General features: G+C 52.1%; 21 protein-coding genes. 18 read left to right on the top strand and 3 right to left on the bottom strand.

Going from position 1 to position 23,677, the window contains the following annotated elements; genetic code table 11:
- The first annotated feature begins 17 nt into the window (after positions 1-17).
- From sufD to MHH78_RS26575, 6 genes are all read left to right on the top strand, one after another.
- Positions 18-1,319: a Fe-S cluster assembly protein SufD gene (gene sufD, locus MHH78_RS26600; protein ID WP_341169375.1), complete on the top strand. Its 1,302-nt coding sequence runs from the start codon at positions 18-20 to the stop codon at positions 1,317-1,319.
- Complete coding sequence (locus tag MHH78_RS26595; protein WP_341169374.1) at positions 1,316-2,542, top strand: cysteine desulfurase; 1,227 nt, start codon at positions 1,316-1,318, stop codon at positions 2,540-2,542. The genes sufD and MHH78_RS26595 overlap by 4 nt, the downstream gene beginning before the upstream one ends.
- Entirely contained in the window at positions 2,529-2,957 is a 429-nt protein-coding gene (sufU, locus tag MHH78_RS26590) for a Fe-S cluster assembly sulfur transfer protein SufU (RefSeq protein WP_036721441.1), read from the top strand. The genes MHH78_RS26595 and sufU overlap by 14 nt, the downstream gene beginning before the upstream one ends.
- A 30-nt stretch (positions 2,958-2,987) precedes the next feature.
- Positions 2,988-4,385: a Fe-S cluster assembly protein SufB gene (sufB, locus tag MHH78_RS26585; protein WP_036721442.1), complete on the top strand. Its 1,398-nt coding sequence runs from the start codon at positions 2,988-2,990 to the stop codon at positions 4,383-4,385.
- Positions 4,386-4,846: 461 nt separating this feature from the next.
- A complete protein-coding gene (locus tag MHH78_RS26580) occupies positions 4,847-6,616 on the top strand; it encodes an ABC transporter ATP-binding protein (RefSeq protein ID WP_341169373.1) in 1,770 nt (589 codons plus the stop codon).
- Positions 6,613-8,481, top strand: coding sequence for an ABC transporter ATP-binding protein (locus MHH78_RS26575; RefSeq protein WP_341169372.1), 1,869 nt, complete (start codon positions 6,613-6,615; stop codon positions 8,479-8,481). Before MHH78_RS26580 ends, MHH78_RS26575 begins: the two co-directional genes overlap by 4 nt.
- 93 nt (positions 8,482-8,574) lie before the next feature.
- On the opposite strand, the gene MHH78_RS26570 is transcribed toward MHH78_RS26575, so the two are convergent.
- The gene (locus tag MHH78_RS26570; RefSeq protein WP_341169371.1) at positions 8,575-8,823 is read right to left on the bottom strand and encodes a DUF7667 family protein; all 249 of its coding nucleotides are present in this window, start codon (positions 8,821-8,823) and stop codon (positions 8,575-8,577) included.
- Between the two features lie 266 nt (positions 8,824-9,089).
- Between MHH78_RS26570 and licT the strand changes: the two genes are divergently transcribed.
- Complete coding sequence (licT, locus tag MHH78_RS26565) at positions 9,090-9,935, top strand: BglG family transcription antiterminator LicT (protein WP_076079076.1); 846 nt, start codon at positions 9,090-9,092, stop codon at positions 9,933-9,935.
- A 236-nt stretch (positions 9,936-10,171) separates the two neighbouring features.
- Positions 10,172-12,034, top strand: a complete 1,863-nt coding sequence (locus MHH78_RS26560) for a beta-glucoside-specific PTS transporter subunit IIABC (RefSeq protein ID WP_341169370.1) — start codon at positions 10,172-10,174, stop codon at positions 12,032-12,034.
- A gap of 113 nt (positions 12,035-12,147) precedes the next feature.
- Here MHH78_RS26560 and MHH78_RS26555 read toward each other — a convergent pair whose 3' ends face one another.
- Together MHH78_RS26555 and MHH78_RS26550 are read right to left on the bottom strand one after the other, a co-directional pair.
- A complete protein-coding gene (locus MHH78_RS26555) occupies positions 12,148-13,188 on the bottom strand; it encodes an HD-GYP domain-containing protein (RefSeq protein ID WP_341169369.1) in 1,041 nt (346 codons plus the stop codon).
- Positions 13,189-13,347: 159 nt separating this feature from the next.
- A complete protein-coding gene (locus MHH78_RS26550; protein ID WP_036692939.1) occupies positions 13,348-13,596 on the bottom strand; it encodes a MoaD/ThiS family protein in 249 nt (82 codons plus the stop codon).
- A gap of 153 nt (positions 13,597-13,749) precedes the next feature.
- Here MHH78_RS26550 and MHH78_RS26545 point away from each other — a divergent pair, with 153 nt between their 5' ends.
- From MHH78_RS26545 to MHH78_RS26500, 10 genes are all read left to right on the top strand, one after another.
- Positions 13,750-15,189, top strand: coding sequence for a bifunctional metallophosphatase/5'-nucleotidase (locus MHH78_RS26545; RefSeq protein ID WP_341169368.1), 1,440 nt, complete (start codon positions 13,750-13,752; stop codon positions 15,187-15,189).
- 75 nt (positions 15,190-15,264) lie between these two features.
- Entirely contained in the window at positions 15,265-16,086 is an 822-nt protein-coding gene (locus MHH78_RS26540; RefSeq protein ID WP_209872766.1) for an undecaprenyl-diphosphate phosphatase, read from the top strand.
- 58 nt (positions 16,087-16,144) lie between these two features.
- On the top strand, positions 16,145-17,251 hold the full coding sequence (locus MHH78_RS26535; RefSeq protein WP_036721458.1) for an HD-GYP domain-containing protein: 1,107 nt from the start codon (positions 16,145-16,147) through the stop codon (positions 17,249-17,251).
- 169 nt (positions 17,252-17,420) lie between these two features.
- Positions 17,421-18,560, top strand: coding sequence for a radical SAM/CxCxxxxC motif protein YfkAB (yfkAB, locus tag MHH78_RS26530; protein ID WP_339255043.1), 1,140 nt, complete (start codon positions 17,421-17,423; stop codon positions 18,558-18,560).
- Between the two features lie 18 nt (positions 18,561-18,578).
- Positions 18,579-19,937, top strand: coding sequence for a hemolysin family protein (locus tag MHH78_RS26525; RefSeq protein ID WP_036721461.1), 1,359 nt, complete (start codon positions 18,579-18,581; stop codon positions 19,935-19,937).
- A 218-nt stretch (positions 19,938-20,155) separates the two neighbouring features.
- A complete protein-coding gene (locus MHH78_RS26520; RefSeq protein ID WP_036692819.1) occupies positions 20,156-20,371 on the top strand; it encodes a spore coat associated protein CotJA in 216 nt (71 codons plus the stop codon).
- A gap of 3 nt (positions 20,372-20,374) precedes the next feature.
- Positions 20,375-20,641 (top strand): spore coat protein CotJB, encoded by a 267-nt coding sequence (locus MHH78_RS26515; RefSeq protein ID WP_036721463.1) that lies wholly within the window; start codon positions 20,375-20,377, stop codon positions 20,639-20,641.
- Between the two features lie 48 nt (positions 20,642-20,689).
- On the top strand, positions 20,690-21,259 hold the full coding sequence (locus MHH78_RS26510; RefSeq protein WP_036692823.1) for a manganese catalase family protein: 570 nt from the start codon (positions 20,690-20,692) through the stop codon (positions 21,257-21,259).
- Between the two features lie 445 nt (positions 21,260-21,704).
- Entirely contained in the window at positions 21,705-22,889 is a 1,185-nt protein-coding gene (locus MHH78_RS26505) for an acetyl-CoA C-acetyltransferase (RefSeq protein WP_341169367.1), read from the top strand.
- Positions 22,890-22,923: 34 nt separating this feature from the next.
- Positions 22,924-23,664, top strand: a complete 741-nt coding sequence (locus tag MHH78_RS26500) for an acetoacetate decarboxylase (protein ID WP_341169366.1) — start codon at positions 22,924-22,926, stop codon at positions 23,662-23,664.
- Positions 23,665-23,677: the final 13 nt, after the last annotated feature.

The raw sequence follows: 23,677 nt of genomic DNA, 5'->3' as shown, positions 1-23,677 counted from the left end.
GAAGGAGGAAACCACTTATGACGACGCAAACCATTCTTCCCGTGGATGCACAGCAGCTCAGCGCACAGTCGCAGAGTAGCGGCGAACCGGGTTGGCTGAAGGACAGCCGTTTGAAGGCTTTGGAGCTTGCCGCAGGGCTTGACCTGCCGAAGCTGGAGAAGACACGGATTGACCGCTGGAATATCAACAACTACGGGGAATACAAGCCAAGCAAGGCGCTGGCGGCACTTCAAGATGCACCGGCTTCCATTGCCGGACTAATCGAGGGGCAAGAAGAAGGCAGCCTGATCATTCAACGGAATTCAGGGGCTGTATATGCCCGCCTGGCTCCGGAGCTGGCTGCGCAAGGTGTTATTTTCACCGATTTGCAGACTGCAGTCAGAGAGCATGGAGACCTTGTTCAGCGTTATCTGCATAAGGCAGTATTGCCGGAAGAGCACTCCATCGCCGCACTGCATGCAGCACTATGGAACGGCGGGGTATTCCTCTATGTTCCGAAGAATGTTGTCATCGAGACTCCGCTGCAGGCGGTTCTGCTCACGGATGACGCTGAAGCTGCCTTTGTACCGCATATTCTGATTGTTGCCGATACTAACAGTTCGTTGACCTACGTGGATAACTACGTATCCGATAAGACTGAAGCGGGTCTGCATAACGGAGCCGTTGAAGTATTCGTAGGTGCAGGTGCCACTGTGAGATACGCTACCGTACATCAGCTGGGGCAGGATACAACGGATGTGACGTACCGCCGCGCCGTTGTGGAGAATGACGGCACCATTGAATGGATCATCGGTGAGATGAACTATGGAGATACAGCCAGCGATACCAAATCGGTGCTTAAAGGCAACGGCTCAAGCTCAGATGCGAAGGTCATTGCTGTAGGCTCCGGTTCGCAGAAGCTGAGCTATACTACACAAGCCCAGCACTTCGGCAGAAATACACCAAGTGACATGATCACGCGTGCTGTTATGCGGGATTCAGCAACCTCGATTATTAACGGAATTACGAAGATTGAGAAGGGCGCTACCAGAGCTGACGGACAGCAGACAGAGAAGGTTCTGATGCTAAGCCCCAAAGCGCGCGGAGACGCCAACCCGATCCTCCTTATAGATGAAGATGATGTAACCGCAGGCCATGCCGCTTCCGTAGGACAGGTCAATTACGAGCAAGTCTATTACCTGATGTCCCGGGGATTATCGCGGCATGACGCAGAAACACTGATCATATACGGCTTCCTTGCACCTGTTGTATCGCAAATTCCACTGGAGGGACTGCGCAATCAGCTCCAATCTCTTGTGGAAAGGAAGTTAGGCCAATGATTAGCAGTCAGATCCGGGAGCAGTTTCCCATCCTGAACCAGAAGATCAACGGCCATCCGCTGGTCTACCTGGACAGTGCGGCCACTTCACAGAAGCCGCGCCAGGTCATTGAGGCGGTCAAGTCTTACTACGAGTGGGATAATGCCAACGTACACCGCGGGGTGCATACCTTGGGGAGCCGGGCAACCGATGCGTATGAAGGCGCCCGCGAGAAGCTGAAGAACTTCATTAATGCCCGCAGTGTGAAGGAAATTATCTTCACACGCGGGACAACGACCGCGCTCAATATTGTAGCTTCCTCTTACGGTCCTTCCGTCTTGAAGGAAGGGGATGAGATCGTGATTACCCAGATGGAGCATCACAGCAATTTCATTCCCTGGCAGCAACTGGCCAAGAACACCGGGGCTACCCTGAAATTCCTGCCGCTGCAAAAGGACGGTACGATCACGCTGGAGGATGCCGAGCAGACGATTACTGCCCGGACCAAGATTGTAGCCATTGCGTATGTATCCAATGTCATGGGCGTTACTCATCCTATCAAAGAGCTTGCAGCGATTGCCCACCGGAACGGTGCAGTAATCGTGGTGGACGGTGCACAGAGCACACCGCATCTGAAGGTGGATGTGCAGGATCTGGATTGCGATTTCTACGCCTTGTCCGGGCACAAGATGCTTGCGCCTACTGGTATCGGTGCTCTCTACGGCAAGAAGGCGCTGCTGGAAGCTATGGAGCCGGTTGAATTCGGCGGCGAGATGATCGATGATGTCGGGCTGTATGAGTCTACCTGGAAGGGGCTGCCGTGGAAGTTCGAAGGCGGAACACCGATTATTGCAGGTGCCGTCGGCTTAGGAGCAGCGATTGATTTCCTGCAGGAGGTCGGGATGGATGAGATTCACCGCCACGAAATGCAGCTTGCAGCATATGCGGAGCAGCGGCTGTCGGAGGTTAGTGATCTGACGATCTATGGTCCCCGCAACCGTCAGGTGGGGGTAGTCACCTTCAACCTGGGTGATGTTCATCCGCATGATGTGGCCACCGTGCTGGATGCGGGAGGCGTGGCTGTCCGCGCGGGGCATCATTGCTGCCAGCCGCTTATGCGCTGGCTGGAGGTCAGCTCCACCGCCCGGGCGAGCTTCTACCTGTACAACACTGAACAGGATGTAGATGCGCTGGTTCAAGCCTTACTTAAGGCAAAGGAGTATTTCAGCTATGAACTTGGATGACTTATATAGACGCGTAATTATGGATCATTACAAAAATCCCCGGAATCGCGGCTCATTTGAAGATGACGCACTTAAGATTGAGCTCAATAACCCTACCTGCGGCGACCGCATTACGCTTCAGCTTAAGGTGGAGGATGGCGTCGTCCAGGACGCCCGTTTCAGCGGCGAAGGCTGTTCAATCAGCATGTCGTCGGCTTCGATGATGACGGAAGCGGTCAAGGGCCAATCGATAGCGCATGCGCTTGAGATGGCCGACAGCTTCTCCTCTCTAATGAAGGGTGAGGAAGCAGATTTCGGTGACTACGAAGATATTGAAGCCCTGTCCGGTGTTAATAAATTTCCGGCGCGGATCAAATGTGCCACTCTGGCCTGGAACGCGCTTCGCAAAGGCATAGATACGCAAAGAAGCTTATAAAATAATATTACACACAAGGAGGCTGACACCATGGCTAAGAAAGCGCCTGATATGGAGGAATACCAGTACGGATTCCGTGACGAGCACAAGTCGATATTTCAGTCTGGTAAAGGACTCACGGAAGAAATCGTCCGGGAAATCTCCGCAATCAAAAACGAGCCGGAATGGATGCTGGAATTCCGGCTGAAATCCCTGGAGCAGTTCCGTAAGATGCCAATGCCGAAGTGGGGCGGCAATCTGGATGATCTGGATTTCGAGGATATCCAATATTATGTTAGACCTTCCGAGAAGCAGGGCAAGACTTGGGAGGAGGTGCCTTCCGAGATCAAAGAGACCTTCGACAAGCTGGGAATTCCGGAAGCGGAGCAGAAGTTCCTTGCCGGTGTCTCTGCACAGTATGAATCTGAGGTAGTCTATCACAGCATGCAGCAGAACCTGGAGGATCAGGGTGTGATCTTCACAGATACGGATTCCGCACTGCGTGATCATCCTGAGCTGTTCAAGAAGTTCTTCGGCACAATCATTCCGCCTGCAGACAACAAGTTCGCCGCACTTAACAGTGCCGTTTGGTCAGGAGGCAGCTTCATCTATGTTCCGAAGGGTGTGAAGTGTGAAGTTCCTTTGCAGGCCTACTTCCGCATCAACTCCGAGAATATGGGACAATTCGAGCGTACTCTGATTCTGGCAGACGAAGACAGCTTCGTGCATTACGTTGAAGGCTGTACTGCCCCAATCTACAGCACGAACTCTCTGCATAGTGCAGTGGTTGAAATTCTCTGCATGAAGAACGCCCGTGTCCGTTATACCACCATTCAGAACTGGGCACCGAACATCTACAACCTCGTTACCAAACGTGCGGTTGCCGAAGAGAACGCTACGATGGAATGGGTAGATGGCAACATCGGCTCCAAGCTGACTATGAAATATCCTGCGGTTGTGCTTAAAGGCCGTGGAGCCAAGGGGTCTGTATTGTCCATCGCGGTAGCGGGCAAGAATCAGCATCAGGATGCAGGCGCCAAAATGATCCACTTGGCACCGGATACCACCTCAACCATTGTATCCAAGTCGATCAGCAAGCACGGCGGCAAGGTCACTTACCGTGGACTCGCTTCCTTTGGCCGCAAGGCAGAAGGCGCGAAATCCAATATTAAATGCGATACGCTCATTCTGGATAACGAGTCCACCTCGGACACGATTCCTTACAATGAGATCATGAACGATAACATTGTGCTTGAGCACGAAGCGACGGTCTCCAAGGTATCTGAGGAGCAGCTATTCTACCTCATGAGCCGCGGTCTCTCCGAAGCTGATGCCACGCAGATGATTATTATGGGCTTCATCGAGCCGTTCACCAAAGAGCTGCCGATGGAATATGCGGTCGAGATGAACAGATTGATCAAATTCGAAATGGAAGGCAGTATCGGGTAACTAGCTGCCTCTTTCAATAACCAGGCGATATACAGTGAGTGTCCACAGAACTTTGATGCAGGTTGGTCAAAGCTCTGTGGGCACTTTTGTGTTTTATAGGAACATAAAATACCTTTTATTAGGCTTTCAAAAAGCTGCTTCGCATTGTTGAATCTTGCTATATCTTAATTGAGCAGTATTTGCGAGGAAATAGCAGCATTTAAAACGACGGGCGTCCTTTAGCCCCTGCTTAAGCCCGGTTTATTCCGGAAAAAGAGGGAAAACGGTGGTTTCTCCCCTTTGCCGCATTAAATTAGGGATGATAAACTGCTTAAAGTCACTAAATTGGAAGCGCTAAAAAAGCTAGCTTACGGTGCGATATTTAGAGACCAAGTTTATGCTTACGGAGCAGGTTACTTCGTAAAGCTAAGTTTATGCTTACGGAGCCAGCTTTACTTCGTAAAGCTTTAAGGAGGAGAGATATGGATGTTCTCAGGCAACTGCGGGGCTTTTATCGGGAGAAGCTGCACTATCTGATTCTGTCGATTGTATGTTTGGCGGCCGCAACTGCAGTGGGGCTTATTACCCCCAATTTGTTAAGGAGATTGATCGATGATGTTATTGTTCCCCTAAAGTTTACTGAGGTGCCCGTACTCGCTCTCAGTGTGCTTGCTGTCATTATTGTCAAGGCGTGCCTGCAGTTTGCTCATGGATTTTTCGGCGGACGGCTGGGGAATTTCCTGGCCTACCGGCTGCGCAATGCCTGCTATGAGAAGCTGCAATTTCTGTCCTTCCGTTATTATGATACGGCGAAGACAGGTGACCTGATGTCCCGGCTGACCGGGGATTTGGAAGCGATCCGGATGTTCATCGGCTTCGGATTTGCCCAACTGCTGAATGTATTTTTCATGGTTTTGTTCGGCTCCATTATGATGTTTACCATCAATTGGCAGCTGACGCTGGTTACTCTGATCACAATGCCGTTTCTGGCGGTAGTCGCACTCAGATTTGAATCCAAGATTCATCCGGCCTTTCAGGAGATGCGCCTGGCGTTAAGTTCCCTGACAACGGCTGTACAGGAGAATGTCACCGGGGTAAGAACGGTCAAATCGTTTGCCAGAGAGGCCTACGAAGTTGAGAAATTCTCACACCGTAATGAACGTTATAAAGATAATCAGATTTTTGCGGCCGAGCTGTGGAGTAAATTCTTCCCGTTCATGGAGCTGCTGGCTTCGGTCAGTGTAGCGATCCTGCTGGGTGTCGGCGGTACGCTGGTTATCAACGGGAAGATGTCGCTGGGTGAGCTGGTTGCGTTCTTCAGCCTGATCTGGTACATCATCGGTCCGGTATGGGGACTTGGGTTCCATATCAATAACTACACCCAGTCCAAAGCCTCCGGCGAACGTGTGCTGGAAGTGCTGAATCAGCAGATTGATGTCCGGGATAAAGAGAATGCCCGCGAGCTTGCAGCGGCAGAAGTGAAGGGTGAGGTGGAGTTCGATCATGTGACCTTCGCTTACGGCAACAAAATGCCGGCAGTCAAGGATATTCATTTTCATGCCGAGCCGGGTGCGATCATTGGCTTCCTCGGCGGAACGGGGTCCGGTAAATCCACGATTACCCAGCTGATGATGCGTGCTTATGATGTGAATCAGGGCAGTATCAAGCTCGATGGCGTGGATATCCGCGAGTTCCAGGTCCGTAGTCTGCGCTCGCAAATATCGACGGTATTCCAGGAGACCTTCCTGTTCTCCTCATCGATCCGCAATAATATCTCTTATGGATTGAAGAATGTCAGCATGGATGAGATCATCCGTGCCGCCGAGCTGGCGAAGGCGCATGACTTCATTATGGAGATGCCGGAAGGCTACGATACCGTAGTCGGTGAGCGGGGAATGGGTCTCTCGGGCGGCCAAAAGCAGCGGATTGCCATTGCTCGCGCACTGCTCAAGAATCCGCGGATTCTTATTCTGGATGATGCCACCAGTGCGGTCGATATGGAGACGGAGCATGAGATTCAGGCCGGCTTCCAGGAGGTTATGCGCGGACGGACGACCTTGATTATTGCCCACCGGATCTCCTCTCTGCGCCATGCCGATCAGATCATTGTCATGAATGAAGGGAGAATGGTCCAGCAGGGCACCCATCAGGAATTGATCGCGGTCCCGGGACCTTACCAGGATGTGTACCGGATTCAGTATGCCGATTATTTAGCCAGGGATATGAAGCGAGAGGCGGGTGATCCGGCATGAACCTTCAGACCTCCAAGAAGACTGTAGAGGGCGCAGTAGAGACTGACAACAGTAAAGTAGAGGAACAGACGCTTGAAGAACGGTTTATCTATAAAGATGATGATGTGATCGACAAGGCTTTTGACTGGAGGCAGTTCACCCGCTTGTTCGGTTATATGAAGCCATACGCGAAGCAGATGCTGCCGCTTGTCTCCATCATGATGATTCTGGGCACGATTACCAAGCTTACGGTTCCGTTCCTGACAAGTATGGCGATAGACAAAGCAATTGCTCCGAAAGACGGAAATACCAGCCTGACGCTGCTCTATACGTTAACGGCAAGTGTGATCATCCTGTACCTGATCCAATGGATCGCCGGCGTATACCGGATCAAATATACGAATGTGATCGGCCAGCGGGTGATCTATGATCTGCGCTCGGACCTGTTCCGGCATATCCAGAAGCTGTCCTTCAACTTCTTCGATAAACGGCCCGCGGGCTCGGTGCTGGTCCGGGTAACCAATGACATTAACTCGCTTCAGGATTTGTTCACGAACGGCGTGGTCAATCTGATGATTGACTGTGTGCAGCTGCTGGGCATCATGATTATTCTGCTGCTGATCAACTGGAAGCTGGGGCTGGCGGTGATGATCACCGTACCTATTATGTTCCTGATCTCCACCAAGCTGCGGCAGAGAATCCGGATCGCCTGGCAGGATGTGCGGATGAAGAATTCCCGGATCAACTCCCATCTTAACGAGTCGATTCAAGGGATTCGCGTAACGCAGGCCTACACCCAGGAAGAAGAGAATATGCATTATTTCGATGCCATGAATATGGACAGCCGGAAGTCCTGGAACAAAGCATCCGCTATGAACCAGGGGTTCGGTCCTATTATTGAAGTTACCGGCGGCTTCGGAACGATGATTCTTTTCTGGTTCGGGGCTTACCTGATTCAATCGGGAGAGCTTACCATTGGTTATCTGGTGGCCTTCAGCAGCTATGTCAGCAACTTCTGGGACCCGATCAACCGGCTGGGGCAGATGTACAATCAGCTGCTGGTGGCGATGGCTTCCTCCGAGCGGATCTTCGAGTATCTCGACGAACAGCCTGCGGTTCAGGATAAGCCGGGAGCAACTCCGCTGTCCAAGATTAAGGGAGATATTCACTTCGATAATGTTGTGTTTGAATATGAGAAGGGCCGTGCAGCACTCAAGGGCATTAACCTGGATGTCCAGGCAGGCCAATCCATTGCACTCGTAGGACATACCGGCTCCGGCAAAAGCACGATCATCAACCTGATCGGCCGGTTCTATGATATCAAGAGCGGCGGCATCACCATTGATGGACGGGATATCCGCGAGGTTACACTCCAGAGTCTGCGTGAACAGATCGGGATTGTCTTGCAGGATACCTTCATCTTCTCGGGAACGATCCGCGACAACATCCGCTTCGGGCGGCTGGATGCCACGGACGAAGAGATTGAAGCGGCCGCTAAGGCTGTAGACGCCCATGATTTCATCGTCAAGCTGCCTGCCGGTTATGATACCGAGGTAGAGGAGCGGGGAAGCGCACTGTCCATGGGACAGCGCCAGCTGCTGTCCTTCGCCCGGGCGCTGCTGGCCGATCCGCGGATTCTGATTCTGGATGAAGCGACCGCCAGCATTGATACGGAGACGGAGATCAAAATTCAGGAAGCGCTGAAGCTGCTGCTTCAGGGCCGGACCTCCTTCATCGTCGCCCACCGCCTCTCGACCATCCGCCATGCGGATAAGATCGTGGTGCTGGATCACGGCGAGATCAAGGAAGAAGGCAACCATGCCGAGCTGACCAAGCACGACGGTATTTATAACGGATTAATAGAAGCACAGTTCCGCTTCTTATAGAAGCACATGCAGCAGCCTGGCCCCGAAGTGGGGGAGGGGCTGCTGTTTTTTTTGCGTCTGGAATGATAAGGGGAAGCGTAGAGTTCCTTCCCGTTAAGGCCGTTTCCCCGGCTTCCCGCTTACCCGGACCTCCAGCAGCTGCGCGCTGATCTCCTGCTGCCACCCGGTATCTTGAGTACCCTCTGCCAACAGAGCTTCGATATGGAGGCGGGCCATTTCCCAGCAGTAGACGGTGTTGACATGCAGGCAGTGCTGAAGCTCGTCTTGCTCCGCAGGAGCCAGCGGACGCTTCTGACTAAGGGTATATAGCTCGGCAAGGCGCTGATGAACCGCAAGCATCATATCTCCTCCTTGTATTACTGTCTTCTATTAGCGTGACCCTGGAGATACGGTTTCAAACCGGAATGAAGCCTAATATGAATATTCAGATCTTTAGAATAAAAAAAGTTCTTGAAATCGCTTTTATTTATGCTACAATAACAGTAATACAGGATTGTGACCGGTAACGCGGGCAATGCCTAAGCTGATGCGAGTATCATTTTATGAATGATATTGGGATCAACTTAGGCTTTTTTTGTACAAACTATGCGTCAGGAGGTGAAATTGAGATGATTATCGAGAAGGTGCTGAACAATAATGTGCTCCTGACCAAGAACCAGAAGGGCAAGGAGGTTATTGTGATGGGCAGAGGAATTTCCTTCAATAAGGTGGCGGGTGATTATGTGGATCCTGCCAAGGTGGATAAGATTTTTCTGCTGAATGAGAATGAATTCACTGCCCGGCTGACTGAACTGCTGAATGATATTCCGGTAGCTCACCTGGAGCTGGCCAGCGGCATCGTCACCTACGCCAATGAAGTGCTGCACACAGAGCTGAACGATAATCTCTATCTGACGCTGACGGATCATATTCATTTCGCGCTGGAGCGTTTTGAGAAGGGGATTCAACTGAAGAATGCGATGCTGTTTGAGATCAAGCGCTTTTACCAGAAGGAATTCGGGATCGGGCTGGATGCCCTGAAGATGATTGAACAGACCACCGGCCTCTCGCTGGGCGAGGATGAAGCCGGCTTCATTGCCCTCCACCTGGTCAACGCCAGAATGGATGGCACCGAGGTAAGATCGACGATCAAGATGACGGAGATCGTTCAGAATATCCTGAACATCGTTACCTATCATTATAAGGTTGTGCTGGACGAGACCTCGCTTAACTACTCGCGGTTCCTGACCCATCTGCAGTATTTTTCCATGCGGGTGCTGAAGAAGGAGACCAATAACAGCGGGGAAGAGTTCCTGTACAATCAGGTGAGGCTAACTTATGTCAAGGCTTTTGAATGCGTAGGCAAGATTAATGAATATCTGGAGAAATCCCATGGCCAGAGCCTCAGCAAGGATGAATATGTCTATTTGACGATTCACATTCAGCGTGTAACTGAACGCAATAACCTGGAGTAACACGTAACATACGTAAGACTACAATATTTATTTCATATATTTTCATATCATCTGTCAGGGTGTAACTGGTCATGCAGGCAAAACCTGAGCTGATGGCAAAATAGCGTGTGTGTTCTACGCCTTTTTTGCCTTGAGTTCAGGTTTTTCTTGTTTGCAGAGGGGAAAGATAGAAGGGCTGGCACAACTCGCCTCTGCAGCGATGCTTATATTACAGATCTCAAAAGGAGCAAACCCAAATGAGCAATAAAGACTTATCCAAACAAATTATCACACTCGTTGGCGGAGAAGGGAATGTGAATTCCGTCTTCCATTGTGCCACACGCTTAAGATTCAAGCTGAAGGATAACAGCAAAGCCAATAAAGCAGCGCTGGAGAAGACTCCGGGAGTCATTACAGTAGTTGAGAACAGCGGGCAATTTCAGGTGGTCATCGGCAACAATGTCAGCCAGGTATTCGAGCAGATTATGAAGGAAACCTCGCTTCAGGATGCGGAGAAAAGCGGCAGTGACGAAAGCTCGGAAAGCACCGGAGTTCTGGGTAAAGCGGTGGACATCATTTCGAGTATTTTCTCGCCGATTCTGGGTGCACTGGCTGGGGCGGGGATTCTCAAGGGCTTGCTGGCCCTGATTCTGTCACTGGAGTGGATTAGTGCTGCCAGCGGTACTTACATGATCCTCAATGCGGCTGCCGACAGCGTGTTCTATTTCCTGCCTGTCTTCCTGGCGGTTACGGCAGCGCGCAAATTCAAGGCGAATCAATTCGTGTCCATTGCCATAGCCGGAGCCTTGATCTATCCCGCAGTCATTGCGGCTGTAGGCTCACCTGACCCGCTGCACTTCCTGGGGATCAAGATCGTACTGATTAACTATTCCTCCAGCGTGATCCCGATTATTCTGGCGGTATGGGTGCAGTCGTATGTGGAACGCTGGTTCCGTTCCTTCATTCATGAGTCCGTGCGGAATATTCTTGTTCCCATGTTCGCGCTGCTCATTGTTATTCCGCTTACGTTCCTGGCCTTCGGACCTGTCGGCTCCCTGATCAGTGACGGCTTGGCCTCTGGCTATACCTGGCTCTACAATCTAAGTCCGCTTGTGGCCGGAGCCATAGCCGGGGCGTTCTGGCAAGTGTTCGTAATCTTCGGTGTACACTGGGGCTTCGTACCGATCATGCTCAGCAATATTGCTACACTGGGACAGGATACCATGCTGCCTATTCTCAGTGCGGCCGTTCTGTCGCAGGCCGGGGCTGTATTCGGTGTATTCCTGAAATCGCGGAACCCGCAGCTTAAGGCACTCGCCGGTTCTTCTACACTATCTGCGGTCTTCGGGATTACTGAACCAACAATTTATGGAGTCACCCTGAAGCTCAAAAAACCGTTCATCTATGCATGTATCTCCGGCGCTATCGGCGGTGCAATTATTGCAACAGGCGGCGCAAGAGCATTATCCTTCTCGCTGCCGGGTCTGCTGGCTCTGCCGACCTATTTCGGCACCGGATTTGTCTGGGTAGTCATTGGTATACTGGTAGCATTTGTATTGGCCGCCGTACTGGTGCTGGTGTTTGGCTACGAGGAGCCTGAGACAGATGCTGCGGCATCGGTTAACTTAAGTGCAACCTCGGGTACGACTACACCGACGCTGATTGATAAAGAACTGGTTGTAAGCCCGCTGGCAGGAACGCTGCAGCCGCTTGACACCCTGCCTGACGAAGCTTTTGCCTCCGGCGCCATGGGCAAGGGCATTGTCATCGAGCCTTCTTCCGGCATCTTAACCAGCCCTGTGAATGGAACGGTAACTACTGTATTCCCGACAGGACATGCCATCGGCATCACTTCGGAGGGCGGTGCGGAGCTGCTGATTCATGTCGGTGTCAATACCGTGAAGCTTAAGGGTCAGCATTTTACCAAAAAAGTGCAGGAAGGCGACAAGGTGGTCAAGGGTCAGCTATTGCTTGAATTTGACCTCGAAGCCATCCGTGCAGCCGGATTTGTAACCGCGACACCGGTGATTGTCACCAACTCGGCACAATACCTTGATGTGCTTAAGAGCACAGGGACAGAAGTGCCTAGCGGCGAGATACTGTTTACACTCATTCGATAAAAGGATAGCCTCCCCCGGCCGGGGGAGGCTTCTGTTGGTATTCAGCTTCAAGCAGCACTTCTGCGGCAACGTAGGAGGGGCTGCTTGATTTATTTTGCGTAGAGGAAATCTCTCTACTCCATGTAAATCTCAACGACGGCAATTTTGCGTTCGCGGGACAGGTCAAGGAACTTGCCTTCGCTCTGTACAAGCGGACGGAAGACATCCAGCGGGTTGTTCATCACGATAACACCCATATCACCGGTGCTCAGCAGAACGCGCTTGCCGATGAAGTTAGGCATCAGGTGATTGATGAAGGCCTGGACCGGTTTGCCGTTCAGCTTCCCGAAGCTGAGGGAGTTGATCTCACGCAGAACGGAAATCAGCTCCTGCTTGGACTGATAGACCCGGTGAGTGGTCATGGCACTGTAAATATCCGCAACGGCTGCGATCTGGGCGTAAGGATGAATATCTGTCTTGGTCAGCTGCTTGGGATAACCGGAGCCGTCCTCGCGTTCATGATGCTGCAGGGCAACCAGAGCAGTGAAAGGATCGTTCATGGAGTTCTGTATGATTTCGTACCCGTAAATCGTATGTAATTTGATCTCTTCGTATTCTTCAGGGGTTAACTTGCCGGGCTTATTCAGAATTGCGGGGGAGATGCGGCATTTGCCGATATCAATCAGGTATCCCGCACGCCCGATCTCGTAGCACTCTGTCCTGGAATATCCGAGCCACGAGGCAAGATAATACGAGAGCATGCCTACCTGCAGGGAATGATTGTAGGTATAGTTATCTTCCCGGTCCAGCAGCAGCAGGAGTGTCACTACGTCCTTATGTTTGTCCAGCGTGGACAAGGTCGGCTGCAGAATATCATCCACTACGGACTGATTGAAGCTGCCTTTGCTGAGCGCTTCCATATATAGAGATTCAAAACCGTCAATCGTGGTATCAAAGCTGCTGGCTGCGGCCTGAATGATTGACGTCCGGCTGGAAGGGGCGGGCTCTTCCTGTACCGTTTCAATGTCTACATAATCCACGCCGTGCTGTATCAGCTTGGCGATTTCCTCCATTTGCAGCCGTGATCCCTTAGGGAGTACATGCAGCCCGCGGGAGCTGAAGGTATCCATCCGCAGATGATCACCCGGTTTAAGATCCATCACGTGTACTCTCAATGAATAGGCCACCTTACTATAGCAATTTTTTACAGCATAGCAACAAAGTCTGCAATATTCAATGGTGTAAGAGTACTGATTGTAGCTTGCAGATTGTGCAACCCGCTGGTCCTACCCTGTTGTGTATCTATGCAGATTCGCGGAAGGGGAACGGTCCGGTTAACCGCCGGACACGGGCGGAATGAAGGCCACCTCTGAGCCTTCGGTAATATCCGTATCATCAGGCGCATATTCCTGATCAACGGCTACCAGGGATACACCGATCTGCGGCGCGGCGTCAGGATAGGAGGCGGAGAGGAGTTCCTTCAGCCGGCCTGCTGTCACAGGGGACTCATGGGCGTGGAAGACCAGAGTGGAGGAGCCGATGATTTCGGCCAGACCGGCGAACAGCCGGATGGAGATATGCATGCTTTCTTCACCCTTTCTGGACTTAAGCTTAGGACAGCTTATAATGATTACAATATACCATATTGGGTCTGAAAATGTTATGCTAACTCTAGAACTGAACAAGCCTGCCGCTTACTTTATAAACGGCTGTACAAGTGGGAGGGAAGCCAGCTTATGAAGCCTGGGCCGCAAAGATTAACCATTATTCATACCAATGATATACATAGCCACTTTGAAATGATGAGTCCGCTCGCGGCAGTGATATCCGTGATGAAGGCAGAGGCGGGCGGGGAGCCGGTGCTGCTGCTTGATATCGGCGATCATATGGACCGCGCTGCTGTAGAGACGGAAGGCACGATGGGTCAGGCCAACATAGACATTATGAATCTGACCGGATACGATGCGGTTACCATCGGCAACAACGAGGGTCTCACCTTCTCCAAGGAGATGCTCTCAGCCATATTTACAGGTATCCAGTGTCCTGTGGTATGCTGCAATTTCCTGGAGTCCGCCACCGGTGAGCCGCCGCACTGGATGCAGCGCCGCGCGGTTCTGGAGAAGGATGGCATCAAGATTGGGCTGACCGGTGCGACGGCGGCATTCACCTCCTTCTATTCCTTGCTCGGCTGGGATGTGCTGGACCCGGAAGAGGCGCTGCGCGAGCAGGTTCAGCTGCTTGCCCCGCAGGTGGATATCGTGATCATTCTGTCTCATCTGGGGTTGCCCGCAGACCAGAGGCTGGCAGAGAAGCTGGAAGGCGTGCATGCCATTCTGGGCGGGCATACCCACCATATGCTGGAGCAGCCGCAGATGATTAACGGGACAGCCGTATGCGGAGCCGGCAAATTCGGCCGGTACGCCGGACGGGTGGTCTTCGAGCGGCAGCAGCCGGACGGAGCGTTTCACCTGGCCGAAGGAGGCTGCACGGAAGTTGATCCTGCCTTGACGGAGGAGCTGATTGCTCCGGCGGCAGCGATCCATCTGCTGCGCGGGCGTGAGGCCCTGGAGGAGACGGTTGCCATCAGCGACCGCATGCTGCCTCTGGATCTGCAGGGGGAGTCTCCTTTTGGCAACCTGCTGGCACAGGCGGTCCGTCAGTTCACAGGCAGTCCCATCTCGCTCGTTAATACAGGCCAGCTGCTCGGCCCGCTGCCGGAGGGCAACATTACCGCAGGCATGCTGCATGCCTTATGTCCTTCTCCGATTAATCCTTGTATTGTACAGCTGACAGGCAAGGATATCCGCACCGCACTGGAACAAAGTCTGATGGCAGAGTTCCGGAATAAAGTCATCTACGGATATGGCTTCCGGGGAGAGGTGCTGGGCACCCTGGCCGTGGACGGATTAAAAATCTTGTACGATCCAAGGGTCATGCCTTATGATAACGGTATTGCGATTTTTGCCGGCGGGGAGCAGCTGGAGGATACCAAGGTATATAGTGTCGGCACGCTGGATATGTTTACGTTCCGTACAGGCTATGAGAGTATAGCCAATGGCCGGGAGGCGGTATATTTGCTGCCTCATTTCCTGCGCGATCTGCTGCGGATGGAGCTGCAGCGGCCGGGGAGTCTGGATGAGTGTGAAGCGGTTCGCTGGGAGAGGCAATCCACCTGATGATCCACACCATGTTTTATTAAATTGATAGTTAACACAGTACCAGGTTTCATTGACTAGATCAGGAGGAGTAATATGGATACAATTACAGCCATTATTCTGGCAATTGTGGAAGGAATCACGGAGTTCATTCCGGTTTCTTCGACGGGACACATGATTCTAACGACTAAGCTTCTGGGATTTAACGAGCAGGATTCGATTATGAAGACGTATGAAATTGTGATTCAGCTGGGGGCTATACTGGCGATTGCGCTGGTCTACCGCCAGCGGATTGTGGATCTGCTCGGATTCGGCCGCAGAGACAGAGGGGGCGTAATGCCGGCAGCCCGCCTGAACCTGATTCATGTGCTGCTGGGCATTGTGCCTGCGCTCGCTGTAGCTTTTTTTGCCCGGGACTTCATTAAAAGCCTCTTCGGGGCATCCACCGTCCTCTGGGCGCTGGTCGCAGGCGGTATTCTGATGATCATTGCCGAATGGGTCAACAAACGCAAGATCCGCGTGACGGCGCATGATCTGGATGATCTGTCCTACGGGCAGGCACTCTCGATCGGACTGTTCCAGATTATTTCCGTCCTCTGGCCCGGGTTCTCCCGCTCCGGCTCGACGATTTCCGGGGGGATGCTGAGCGGGGTGAGCTACAAGGCCTCGGCCGACTTCTCCTTCCTCATCGCGATTCCCATTATGTGCGCGGCCTCGGGGTATGAGCTGCTGGATTCCTACAAGAATTTCACGAGTGAGACGATCGGGTATTTTGTCATCGGCTTCATTATTTCCTTCATCGTGGCTTATGTGGTGGTGGTTCTGTTCATGAGAATGATCCAGAAGATCAGACCAACGCATTTTGCCATCTACCGCTTTATCCTTGCAGCCGCCTTCTGGCTGTTTATTATGCGTTGATTCTCAGCTTGGCATCACAGCAAAGCAATTTTACCGTTAAAGGCAGGAGTGAGCCAAGGTGCGTCTAGTATCCGTTAACCGGCTTCAGGCGGGAATGAAGCTGGGTAAAAAAATATATAATGATGAAGGGCTGGTTCTGCTCGCGGACGGAGTGGAGCTTACCGATTCCCTGATCAAGCGGCTCGCCAGAATCGATATCGGCTATATCTATATTGAGGATTCGCTCACGGAGGATATTGTGATCCCCGGAATGCTGCAGGATGAGACGCGCAATCAGGCGCTCAAGGTCATCCGGAACCAGTTCCAGCAGATGTCCGGCGCCTCGGGGATCACCAAGGGCTTTTATCATCTGGATAAGAAGTTCTCCAAGGTGATGGACTCCATTCTCGACGACATGTCGCTGCAGGAGGACCCGATGATCATGCTGCTTGACATGCACACCGCTGACAATTACCTGTACGTCCATTCCCTGAACGTATGCCTGTATACGCTGGTGCTGGGCATTGCCCATGGCTACAGCAAAGAAGAGCTGCGGGTCATCGGGCTTGGTGCGCTGCTGCATGATATCGGCAAGACGCAAATTCCTGTCAAAATTGTACAAAAGCCCGGTATGCTCAGCGAGGAGGAGTTCCGCCATATGCAGGCGCATACGGAGATCGGATACCGCATTCTCAAGGAAGAGCCGAATATTCCTCTGCTGGCGGCCCACTGTGCCCTGCAGCATCATGAACGGATTGACGGCTCCGGCTATCCGCGCGGCCTGACGGGTCCGCAGATCCATGAATATGCGAAATGGCTGGGGGTCGCCGATTCCTATGATGCGATGACCTCCAACCGGATCTACAAAAAAGCCATGCTGCCCCATCAGGCGGTAGAAGCGCTGTATGTCGGCTCGGGAACTTTGTATGAGCAGAAACAACTGGAGTTATTCAGAGACCGCGTGGCCATCTATCCGCTGGGACTTACGGTGAAGCTCAGCTCCGGCGAGAGCGGTGTGGTGGTCAAGATAGATCCCAGCACACCACATCGGCCTGTTGTCCGGGTGCTGAATGGACCCGAAGGCGAAACGGTTACCCCCTATGAGCGTGATCTCAGCAAAGCCCTCTCTGTAGTCATTGTGGATGTGACAGACGGGGGAGAACCTGTAGTGAAAAGTACCGGATAGGTGTTCTGCGCAGCGAGGAGAGAATAGGGTATCTGCAGGAATTGCGGAGCTGTATTCTCCGCCTTGCTGTTTTTTTGAGTAGTCGTGGTATGATATAGCTTAAGTTATCGTTCTTTATCTTTTGTTTTGGGTTAATAATAAGGAATAAGCATTAAAGGAGCATTAATAAATGAGTATATTAGAGCCATCATCTATAATCCCTGTAAAAGAGCTGTCGCCGGAGTATGATCCGTGGGATCCGATTACTTCACTCCGTGAATACGGGCAGCATGTGCTGACCAGTGTAGAGATGACGGTCACGAATCTATGCAATATGCGCTGCGAGCATTGCGCCGTCGGCGACAGTCTTACGATGAAAGAGGGAGAGCTGCTGCCTTTAACCAAGATGCTGAAGCGTCTGGACGAGGTAGAGCACCTGCAGACTATCAGCATTACGGGCGGGGAGCCGATGTTCCGTGCCGGGACGGTGGAGAATACCATCGTACCCCTGCTGAAATATGCACGGGAGCGTGGCATCCGTTCACAGATCAACTCGAATCTGACCATGCCGTATTCCCGTTATGAGCAGCTGCTCCCTTACCTGGATGTCATGCATATCTCGTTCAATTATGTGAACGGCGATGACTTCCACGAGGTGGGCTTCGCGAACAGCGGGCACCCGGTCTCGAAGGAGGCCGCCTACCGGCTGTATGATACGATGCTGGAGAATTCCCGCCGGCTGAGCAGCGACGGAATGCTGATCTCTGCCGAGTCGATGATCAACTATCGTACACACACCAAGCTTCCCGAGATTCACCGGCTGATCGGGGACATGGGGGCAAGACGGCATGAGGTACATCCGATGTACGCATCCAGCTTCGCCTCGAAGCTGCCTGTGCTGTCGCTCCGGGAGATGAATACTGCTATTCATTCCCTCCTTGACCATCGTGACCCGGAGATGTGGATGCTGTTCGGCACGCTGCCGTTCTTCGCCTGCAGCTTCCTGGAGGAAGACCAGCAGCTGCTGAGCAGACTGCGCAGCGAGAAGAATGTAACGCTGCGCAATGATCCGGACGGAAGAAACCGGGTCAATGTCAACCTGTTCACGGGCGATGTCTTTGTAACAGACTTCGCCGACATATCCGCCTTTGGCAATATCAGCGACTCGAAGCTGGATGACATTTTCACCGAGTGGCAGACTAAGCATCCCTTGAATCAGCAAGTGAATTGTTACTGCGATGCAGCAGGCTGCTGCGGGCCTAATCTGCTCGTGGCGGATATGTATTATCCCGGGGTCGATTTCAAAACCAGAAAAGCGATCACCTTGTAGAAATGGGGCGTTATTATAGTGCATACGGAATTTGAAATAGGAAGATTAGTGCTTAATCTTTTGCTCGTTCTGGTGCTCGTATTATTAAATGGTGTATTTGTTGCGGCGGAATTCTCGCTGGTCAAGGTCAGACAGTCCCGTCTGACCCAGCTGGTCAGCGAAGGGAACAAAATGGCGGGATATGCGCTAAAGGTCAACAAGCGGCTGGATTCGTATCTGTCAGCCACCCAGTTCGGGATCACACTCGCTTCCCTTGGACTCGGCTGGGTCGGGGAACCGGCGATCTCGGAGCTCCTGGTGGAGCCCCTGATGTACCAGATCGGTGTTACTGACCAGACGCTAATCTCAACGGTATCTGTGATTATCGGCTTCTCGATTATTACCTTTTTACATATTGTGCTGGGGGAACTGGCACCGAAATCTCTGGCTATTCAAAAAACAGAAGGCTCAGCACTGCTGCTGTCCGCACCGCTGATGTTCTTCTATAATCTGTTTCTGCCCTTCATCTGGGTGCTGAATGCATCAGCGAACGCTCTGCTGAGATTGTTCGGCGTGGAGCCGGCCAGTGAAGCCGAGGCTGCCCATTCGGAGGAGGAAATCCGTATTCTGATGAATCAGAGCGCGAAGAGCGGGGTGATCGATCAGGATGAGATGAAGCTGATGGATAACATCTTCGAATTCTCGGACCTGCTGGCCCGTGAAGTTATGCTGCCGCGTACCGATATGGATGTACTGTACAGCAATCTTCCGCTCGAGGAGAATATGCGGATTATCACGGAAACGAAGCATTCGCGTTATCCGGTGGCCTTCGAGGATAAGGACCGGATTATCGGCTTCATCCATATTACGGATCTGCTGTTCGCCCCGCCGGAGCAGCAGAATGATCTGGCTTCCCTGGTCCGGCCGATTCTGAACGTGCCGGAATCGATGGAGATTAGCCATGCGCTGCGGCTGATGCAGAAGAACAAGGCCCAGCTGACTCTGGTCGTTGACGAGTACGGCGGAACGGCGGGGCTGCTGACCGCTGAAGAGATTCTGGAGGAGATCGTCGGCGATCTGCATGACGAGTTCGAGGATGAACGCCCCAGCGTAGAGCGTAACGGCGATTACATCTCCGTAGAGGGCCGGATGCTGATTGAAGACGTCAACGATCTCACAGGCGTCGTGATTGAGGATGACGAGGTGGATTCCATCGGCGGCTGGCTGTTCAAGGAGCTGGAGGGCAATCCGTCCAAGGGCAAAAAAGTTGTGGTAGGCGATGTCACCTTCGAGGTGGAGGAGTCCACCCGGCTGCGGATCACCCGGATCAACATCCACCGCGAGCCGCCGCCAGAGTCCGAAGAGGATGCGGAAGCCGTGGAAGAGGAGAAGGAGTAAGCAGAAGTGTAACTCGTATTTTTAAATAGAGCAGGGTACTTCAGAAGCCGGTTTGCAGGGCTTTTGGGGTCCCTGTTTTTTTGTTGCTTGGGGCGATTTTATTGGGCAGTTGTTCTTTTCCACCCTTGGACTGTCATAAGTTAGTTACGAAGGTAACGATCAGAGATCTGGACATCCATCAGGCAATGCCGTCAAAACCTTACGAGGAGGAATGATCATTGAACTCCCAGGATCGCGTATGGACACCGTACAGGGGACCGTTTGATCCTTGTCCGCCGGTGCCGTTCAAGACGTATGTTGTGCCGCCGAATCAATTCGTCACGTTTCAGCCCCCGAATCTGCCGCAGTTCTCCCTGCCGGAGGCGCTCAAGCATGGAACGTTATGGCCATCGCTATACAGCCCTTATGAATCCAAGTTCAAAGGAGGGAAGTAGGCTATGGAAGCTAATCCTTGCGAGCCCCGTTATTACGAGATGCTGGAGCAGCTGCAGGTACTTGATTTTGCACTCGTAGAGCTGAATCTGTACCTGGACACTCATCCGCAGGATGTGAAGGCGATTGAGCAGTTCAATCAGCTGACATATGAGCGCACCAAGCTGGCGAACCAGTTCCAGGAGCTATACGGACCGCTGCAGAATTTCGGCCGCGCCTATTCCAAGGCTCCATGGCAATGGAGCGAGAGTCCCTGGCCTTGGCAAGTCTGAGGCATGAAGCCGGGAATGAAATAGCCTTAAGGAGGGGGAAGTTCACGAATGTGGATCTATGAGAAAAAGCTGCAATACCCGGTGCGTGTCGGCAAATGTGATGTGCGGATGGCCCGGTATCTGATGGAGCAATACGGCGGTGCGGACGGCGAGCTGGCTGCGGCGCTGCGCTATATGAACCAGCGGTATGCAATACCCGACAAGGTAATTGGTGTTTTGACTGATATTTCCACTGAAGAATTTGCACACCTCGAAATGATTGCCACCATGATCTACAAGCTGACCAAGGACGCCTCGGTGCAGGAGCTGGAAGCCGCAGGCTTAGGCCCGAACTATGCGCAGCGGGATCATGCGTTGTTCTATAACAACTCTGCCGGTGTTCCGTTCACAGCTGCCTACATCGCTGCGAAGGGAGATCCAATCGCGGATCTGTATGAGGATATCGCCGCTGAGGAGAAGGCCCGGGCTACATACCAGTGGCTGATTGACATGACCGACGATGTGGATCTGCAGGACAGCCTCAAGTTCCTGCGCGAGCGGGAGATCATTCATGCGATCCGGTTCAAGGAATCGGTGCAGATTTTGATTGAGGAGAAGGATAAGAAGCGGGTGTTCTGACAATAATGAATACACAAACAAATAACGGAACAATATGCTAAGAGAGCTGCAAAAAACGCCTCCAGACCCAAGTAAGGGCCGGAGGCGTTTTAAATATGAACTCTTTTGGTATGTTTTCATGCGTTTTTCTGAAATAACCATTAATAACCAGAATATCAAAGGAAATGATAGCATGACCTCGTTGGGGGAGTGTACAAGGGCCTAGAGGTATTCGTATGTAAAATTATGTAATAATACCAATGTTGAGCAAAAGGAAATTTAGACTTACACTAAATATGTAAATAAATTACAAATATTCAAATGGAGGAAGGCGATCAAGGCGGCATAGCGGATCAAGCTAATCAAGCTGATTAAGCCGATCTAAGCCGTAACGCATACTCTCTCATACATCGTGGTCATACCCGCATGTAAGTCCCAATACCATCAGAAAGGAAAGTGAGATTTTGTGAACAGAGTTGCATTGGTAAGTCCTTTACGGACAGCAGTTGGTTCATTTAACAACGGACTTTCGACACTAAGTGCTACAGAATTAGGAGCAAAGGTGATGACGGCCTGTCTTCAGCAAAGCCATATAGAGCCTGCGCTAGTGGAGCAGATCTATCTGGGCAATGTCCTACAGGCGGGTGAGGGTCAGAATCCTGCCAGACAGGCGGCACTGCAAGCCGGTATCCCTATTGAAGTCCCTGCAACAACCATTAACACCGTTTGCGGTTCAGGGCTTCATGCCGTCGCTTTAGCTTACAACTCTATTCGGGCTGAACAAGGGAGTGTCCTTCTGGCCGGGGGGATGGAGAGCATGTCGAATGCCCCATATGTGCTGAGGAATGCAAGAAACGGCTACAAGCTTGGGAACAGCGAGCTGATTGATACCGTAGTAGCAGACGGTCTGACCTGTCCTATTAATAAATATCATATGGGCATTACTGCCGAAAACATCGCCGAGAAATATCATATTTCACGACTGGAGCAGGATGAATTTTCCTATGACAGCCAGATTAAGGCCGCCGAAGCTAAACGGAACCAGGTTTTTGCAGAGCAGATTGTGCCCGTGATGACCACCAGCAAAAAGGAAACTGTCTGGTTCACGGAGGACGAGCATGTAAGAGGAGAGGTCAGCAAAGAGAAGCTTGCTCATCTGAAGCCTGCTTTTAAAGAAAACGGATCGGTGACTGCCGGAAATGCCTCGGGCATCAATGATGGAGCGGCGGCTGTGCTGGTCATGTCGGAAGACAAATGCAAGGAGTATGAGGTAGAGCCTTTAGCCTATATTAAGGGGTATTCACTGGTTGGCGTAGATCCTGCCTACATGGGAATGGGTCCGGTAAGAGCTATTAAGTCGCTGCTTAAGAATCAGGATATCCCTCTAGAAGCTATCGATCTGTTCGAGATTAATGAAGCCTTCGCGGCACAGGCCATAGCGGTATTGCATGAGCTGGAGATTAACCCCGAGAAGGTGAATGTCAACGGCGGTGCGATTGCGATTGGACATCCTGTAGGGGCAAGCGGAGCCAGAGTGTTAGTTACACTGGTGCATGAAATGGTACGGAGATCGTCGCATTACGGTATAGCCAGCTTGTGCATCGGAACAGGGATGGGCATTGCCATGCTGGTCGAGAACGCACGCTATTAACACTACTCTGACAGAAAGGGAGTTTAAGATCATTATGAATGCAAAAGAGGTCCTTACGCTGCAATCCATGCCTGCGGCCAGTCCGGGTTACGGGCATCCGCCCTACCGCTTCATAAACCGTGAATTTATGGTTATTACTTACGAATCCGATCCTGCGGCGATCAGACAGGCGGTCCCGGAACCCTTGCAGCCGGATGGAAGCAATACCGTGTCTTATGAATGGATTAAGATGCCCGATTCGTCTGGCCTGGGAAGCTATGAGGAGAGCGGGATCGTGATTCCGTGTACCTTTCAGGGGGAGCCCTGCAATTTTGTAGCCCAGATGTATCTGGATAATGTGCCTGCCATTCTGGGAGGACGGGAGATCTGGGGGTTCCCCAAAAAGTGGGCCTCTCCCCGCCTGAGCGTTGCAGGCACAGAGACGCTGACCGGTACGCTGCACTATAACGATGTCCTGGTGGCTGTGGGAACGATGCCTTACAAGCATAACCTGCTGGATGAAAAGGACACGGCCAGAGCTATCGCCAAAACCCAAGTGAATCTGAAGCTGATCCCCGATGTGGATGGGACCCCTAAGATTGCGCAGCTGGTTGCCTACACTCTTGAAGATGTTCATGTAAAAGGCGCTTGGACCGGACCGGCCCGCTTAAGCCTGATTCCCCATGTGAATGCCCCTGTGGCCGATTTGCCGGTGAAGACGTATCGCGGGGGAAAGCATTTTATTGCCGATCTAACACTGCCCTATGGCCAAGTCATTCATGATTATCTCCAGTAACGAGCTTTTCTCC

Source organism: Paenibacillus sp. FSL H3-0333, from assembly GCF_038002805.1.
In the GTDB taxonomy this organism is placed as follows: Bacteria; Bacillota; Bacilli; order Paenibacillales; family Paenibacillaceae; genus Paenibacillus_AQ; species Paenibacillus_AQ silagei.
The sequence above is the reverse complement of the archived record's forward strand: the minus strand, read 5'-3'. Positions and strand labels throughout refer to the sequence as shown.

Coding starts and splice junctions, on each gene's coding strand:
- sufD (WP_341169375.1), top strand. CDS start 18: ATGACGACGCAAACCATTCTTCCCGTGGATGCACAGCAGCTCAGCGCA.
- MHH78_RS26595 (WP_341169374.1), top strand. CDS start 1,316: ATGATTAGCAGTCAGATCCGGGAGCAGTTTCCCATCCTGAACCAGAAG.
- sufU (WP_036721441.1), top strand. CDS start 2,529: ATGAACTTGGATGACTTATATAGACGCGTAATTATGGATCATTACAAA.
- sufB (WP_036721442.1), top strand. CDS start 2,988: ATGGCTAAGAAAGCGCCTGATATGGAGGAATACCAGTACGGATTCCGT.
- MHH78_RS26580 (WP_341169373.1), top strand. CDS start 4,847: ATGGATGTTCTCAGGCAACTGCGGGGCTTTTATCGGGAGAAGCTGCAC.
- MHH78_RS26575 (WP_341169372.1), top strand. CDS start 6,613: ATGAACCTTCAGACCTCCAAGAAGACTGTAGAGGGCGCAGTAGAGACT.
- MHH78_RS26570 (WP_341169371.1), bottom strand. CDS start 8,823: ATGATGCTTGCGGTTCATCAGCGCCTTGCCGAGCTATATACCCTTAGT.
- licT (WP_076079076.1), top strand. CDS start 9,090: ATGATTATCGAGAAGGTGCTGAACAATAATGTGCTCCTGACCAAGAAC.
- MHH78_RS26560 (WP_341169370.1), top strand. CDS start 10,172: ATGAGCAATAAAGACTTATCCAAACAAATTATCACACTCGTTGGCGGA.
- MHH78_RS26550 (WP_036692939.1), bottom strand. CDS start 13,596: ATGCATATCTCCATCCGGCTGTTCGCCGGTCTGGCCGAAATCATCGGC.
- MHH78_RS26545 (WP_341169368.1), top strand. CDS start 13,750: ATGAAGCCTGGGCCGCAAAGATTAACCATTATTCATACCAATGATATA.
- MHH78_RS26540 (WP_209872766.1), top strand. CDS start 15,265: ATGGATACAATTACAGCCATTATTCTGGCAATTGTGGAAGGAATCACG.
- yfkAB (WP_339255043.1), top strand. CDS start 17,421: ATGAGTATATTAGAGCCATCATCTATAATCCCTGTAAAAGAGCTGTCG.
- MHH78_RS26515 (WP_036721463.1), top strand. CDS start 20,375: ATGGAAGCTAATCCTTGCGAGCCCCGTTATTACGAGATGCTGGAGCAG.
- MHH78_RS26510 (WP_036692823.1), top strand. CDS start 20,690: ATGTGGATCTATGAGAAAAAGCTGCAATACCCGGTGCGTGTCGGCAAA.
- MHH78_RS26500 (WP_341169366.1), top strand. CDS start 22,924: ATGAATGCAAAAGAGGTCCTTACGCTGCAATCCATGCCTGCGGCCAGT.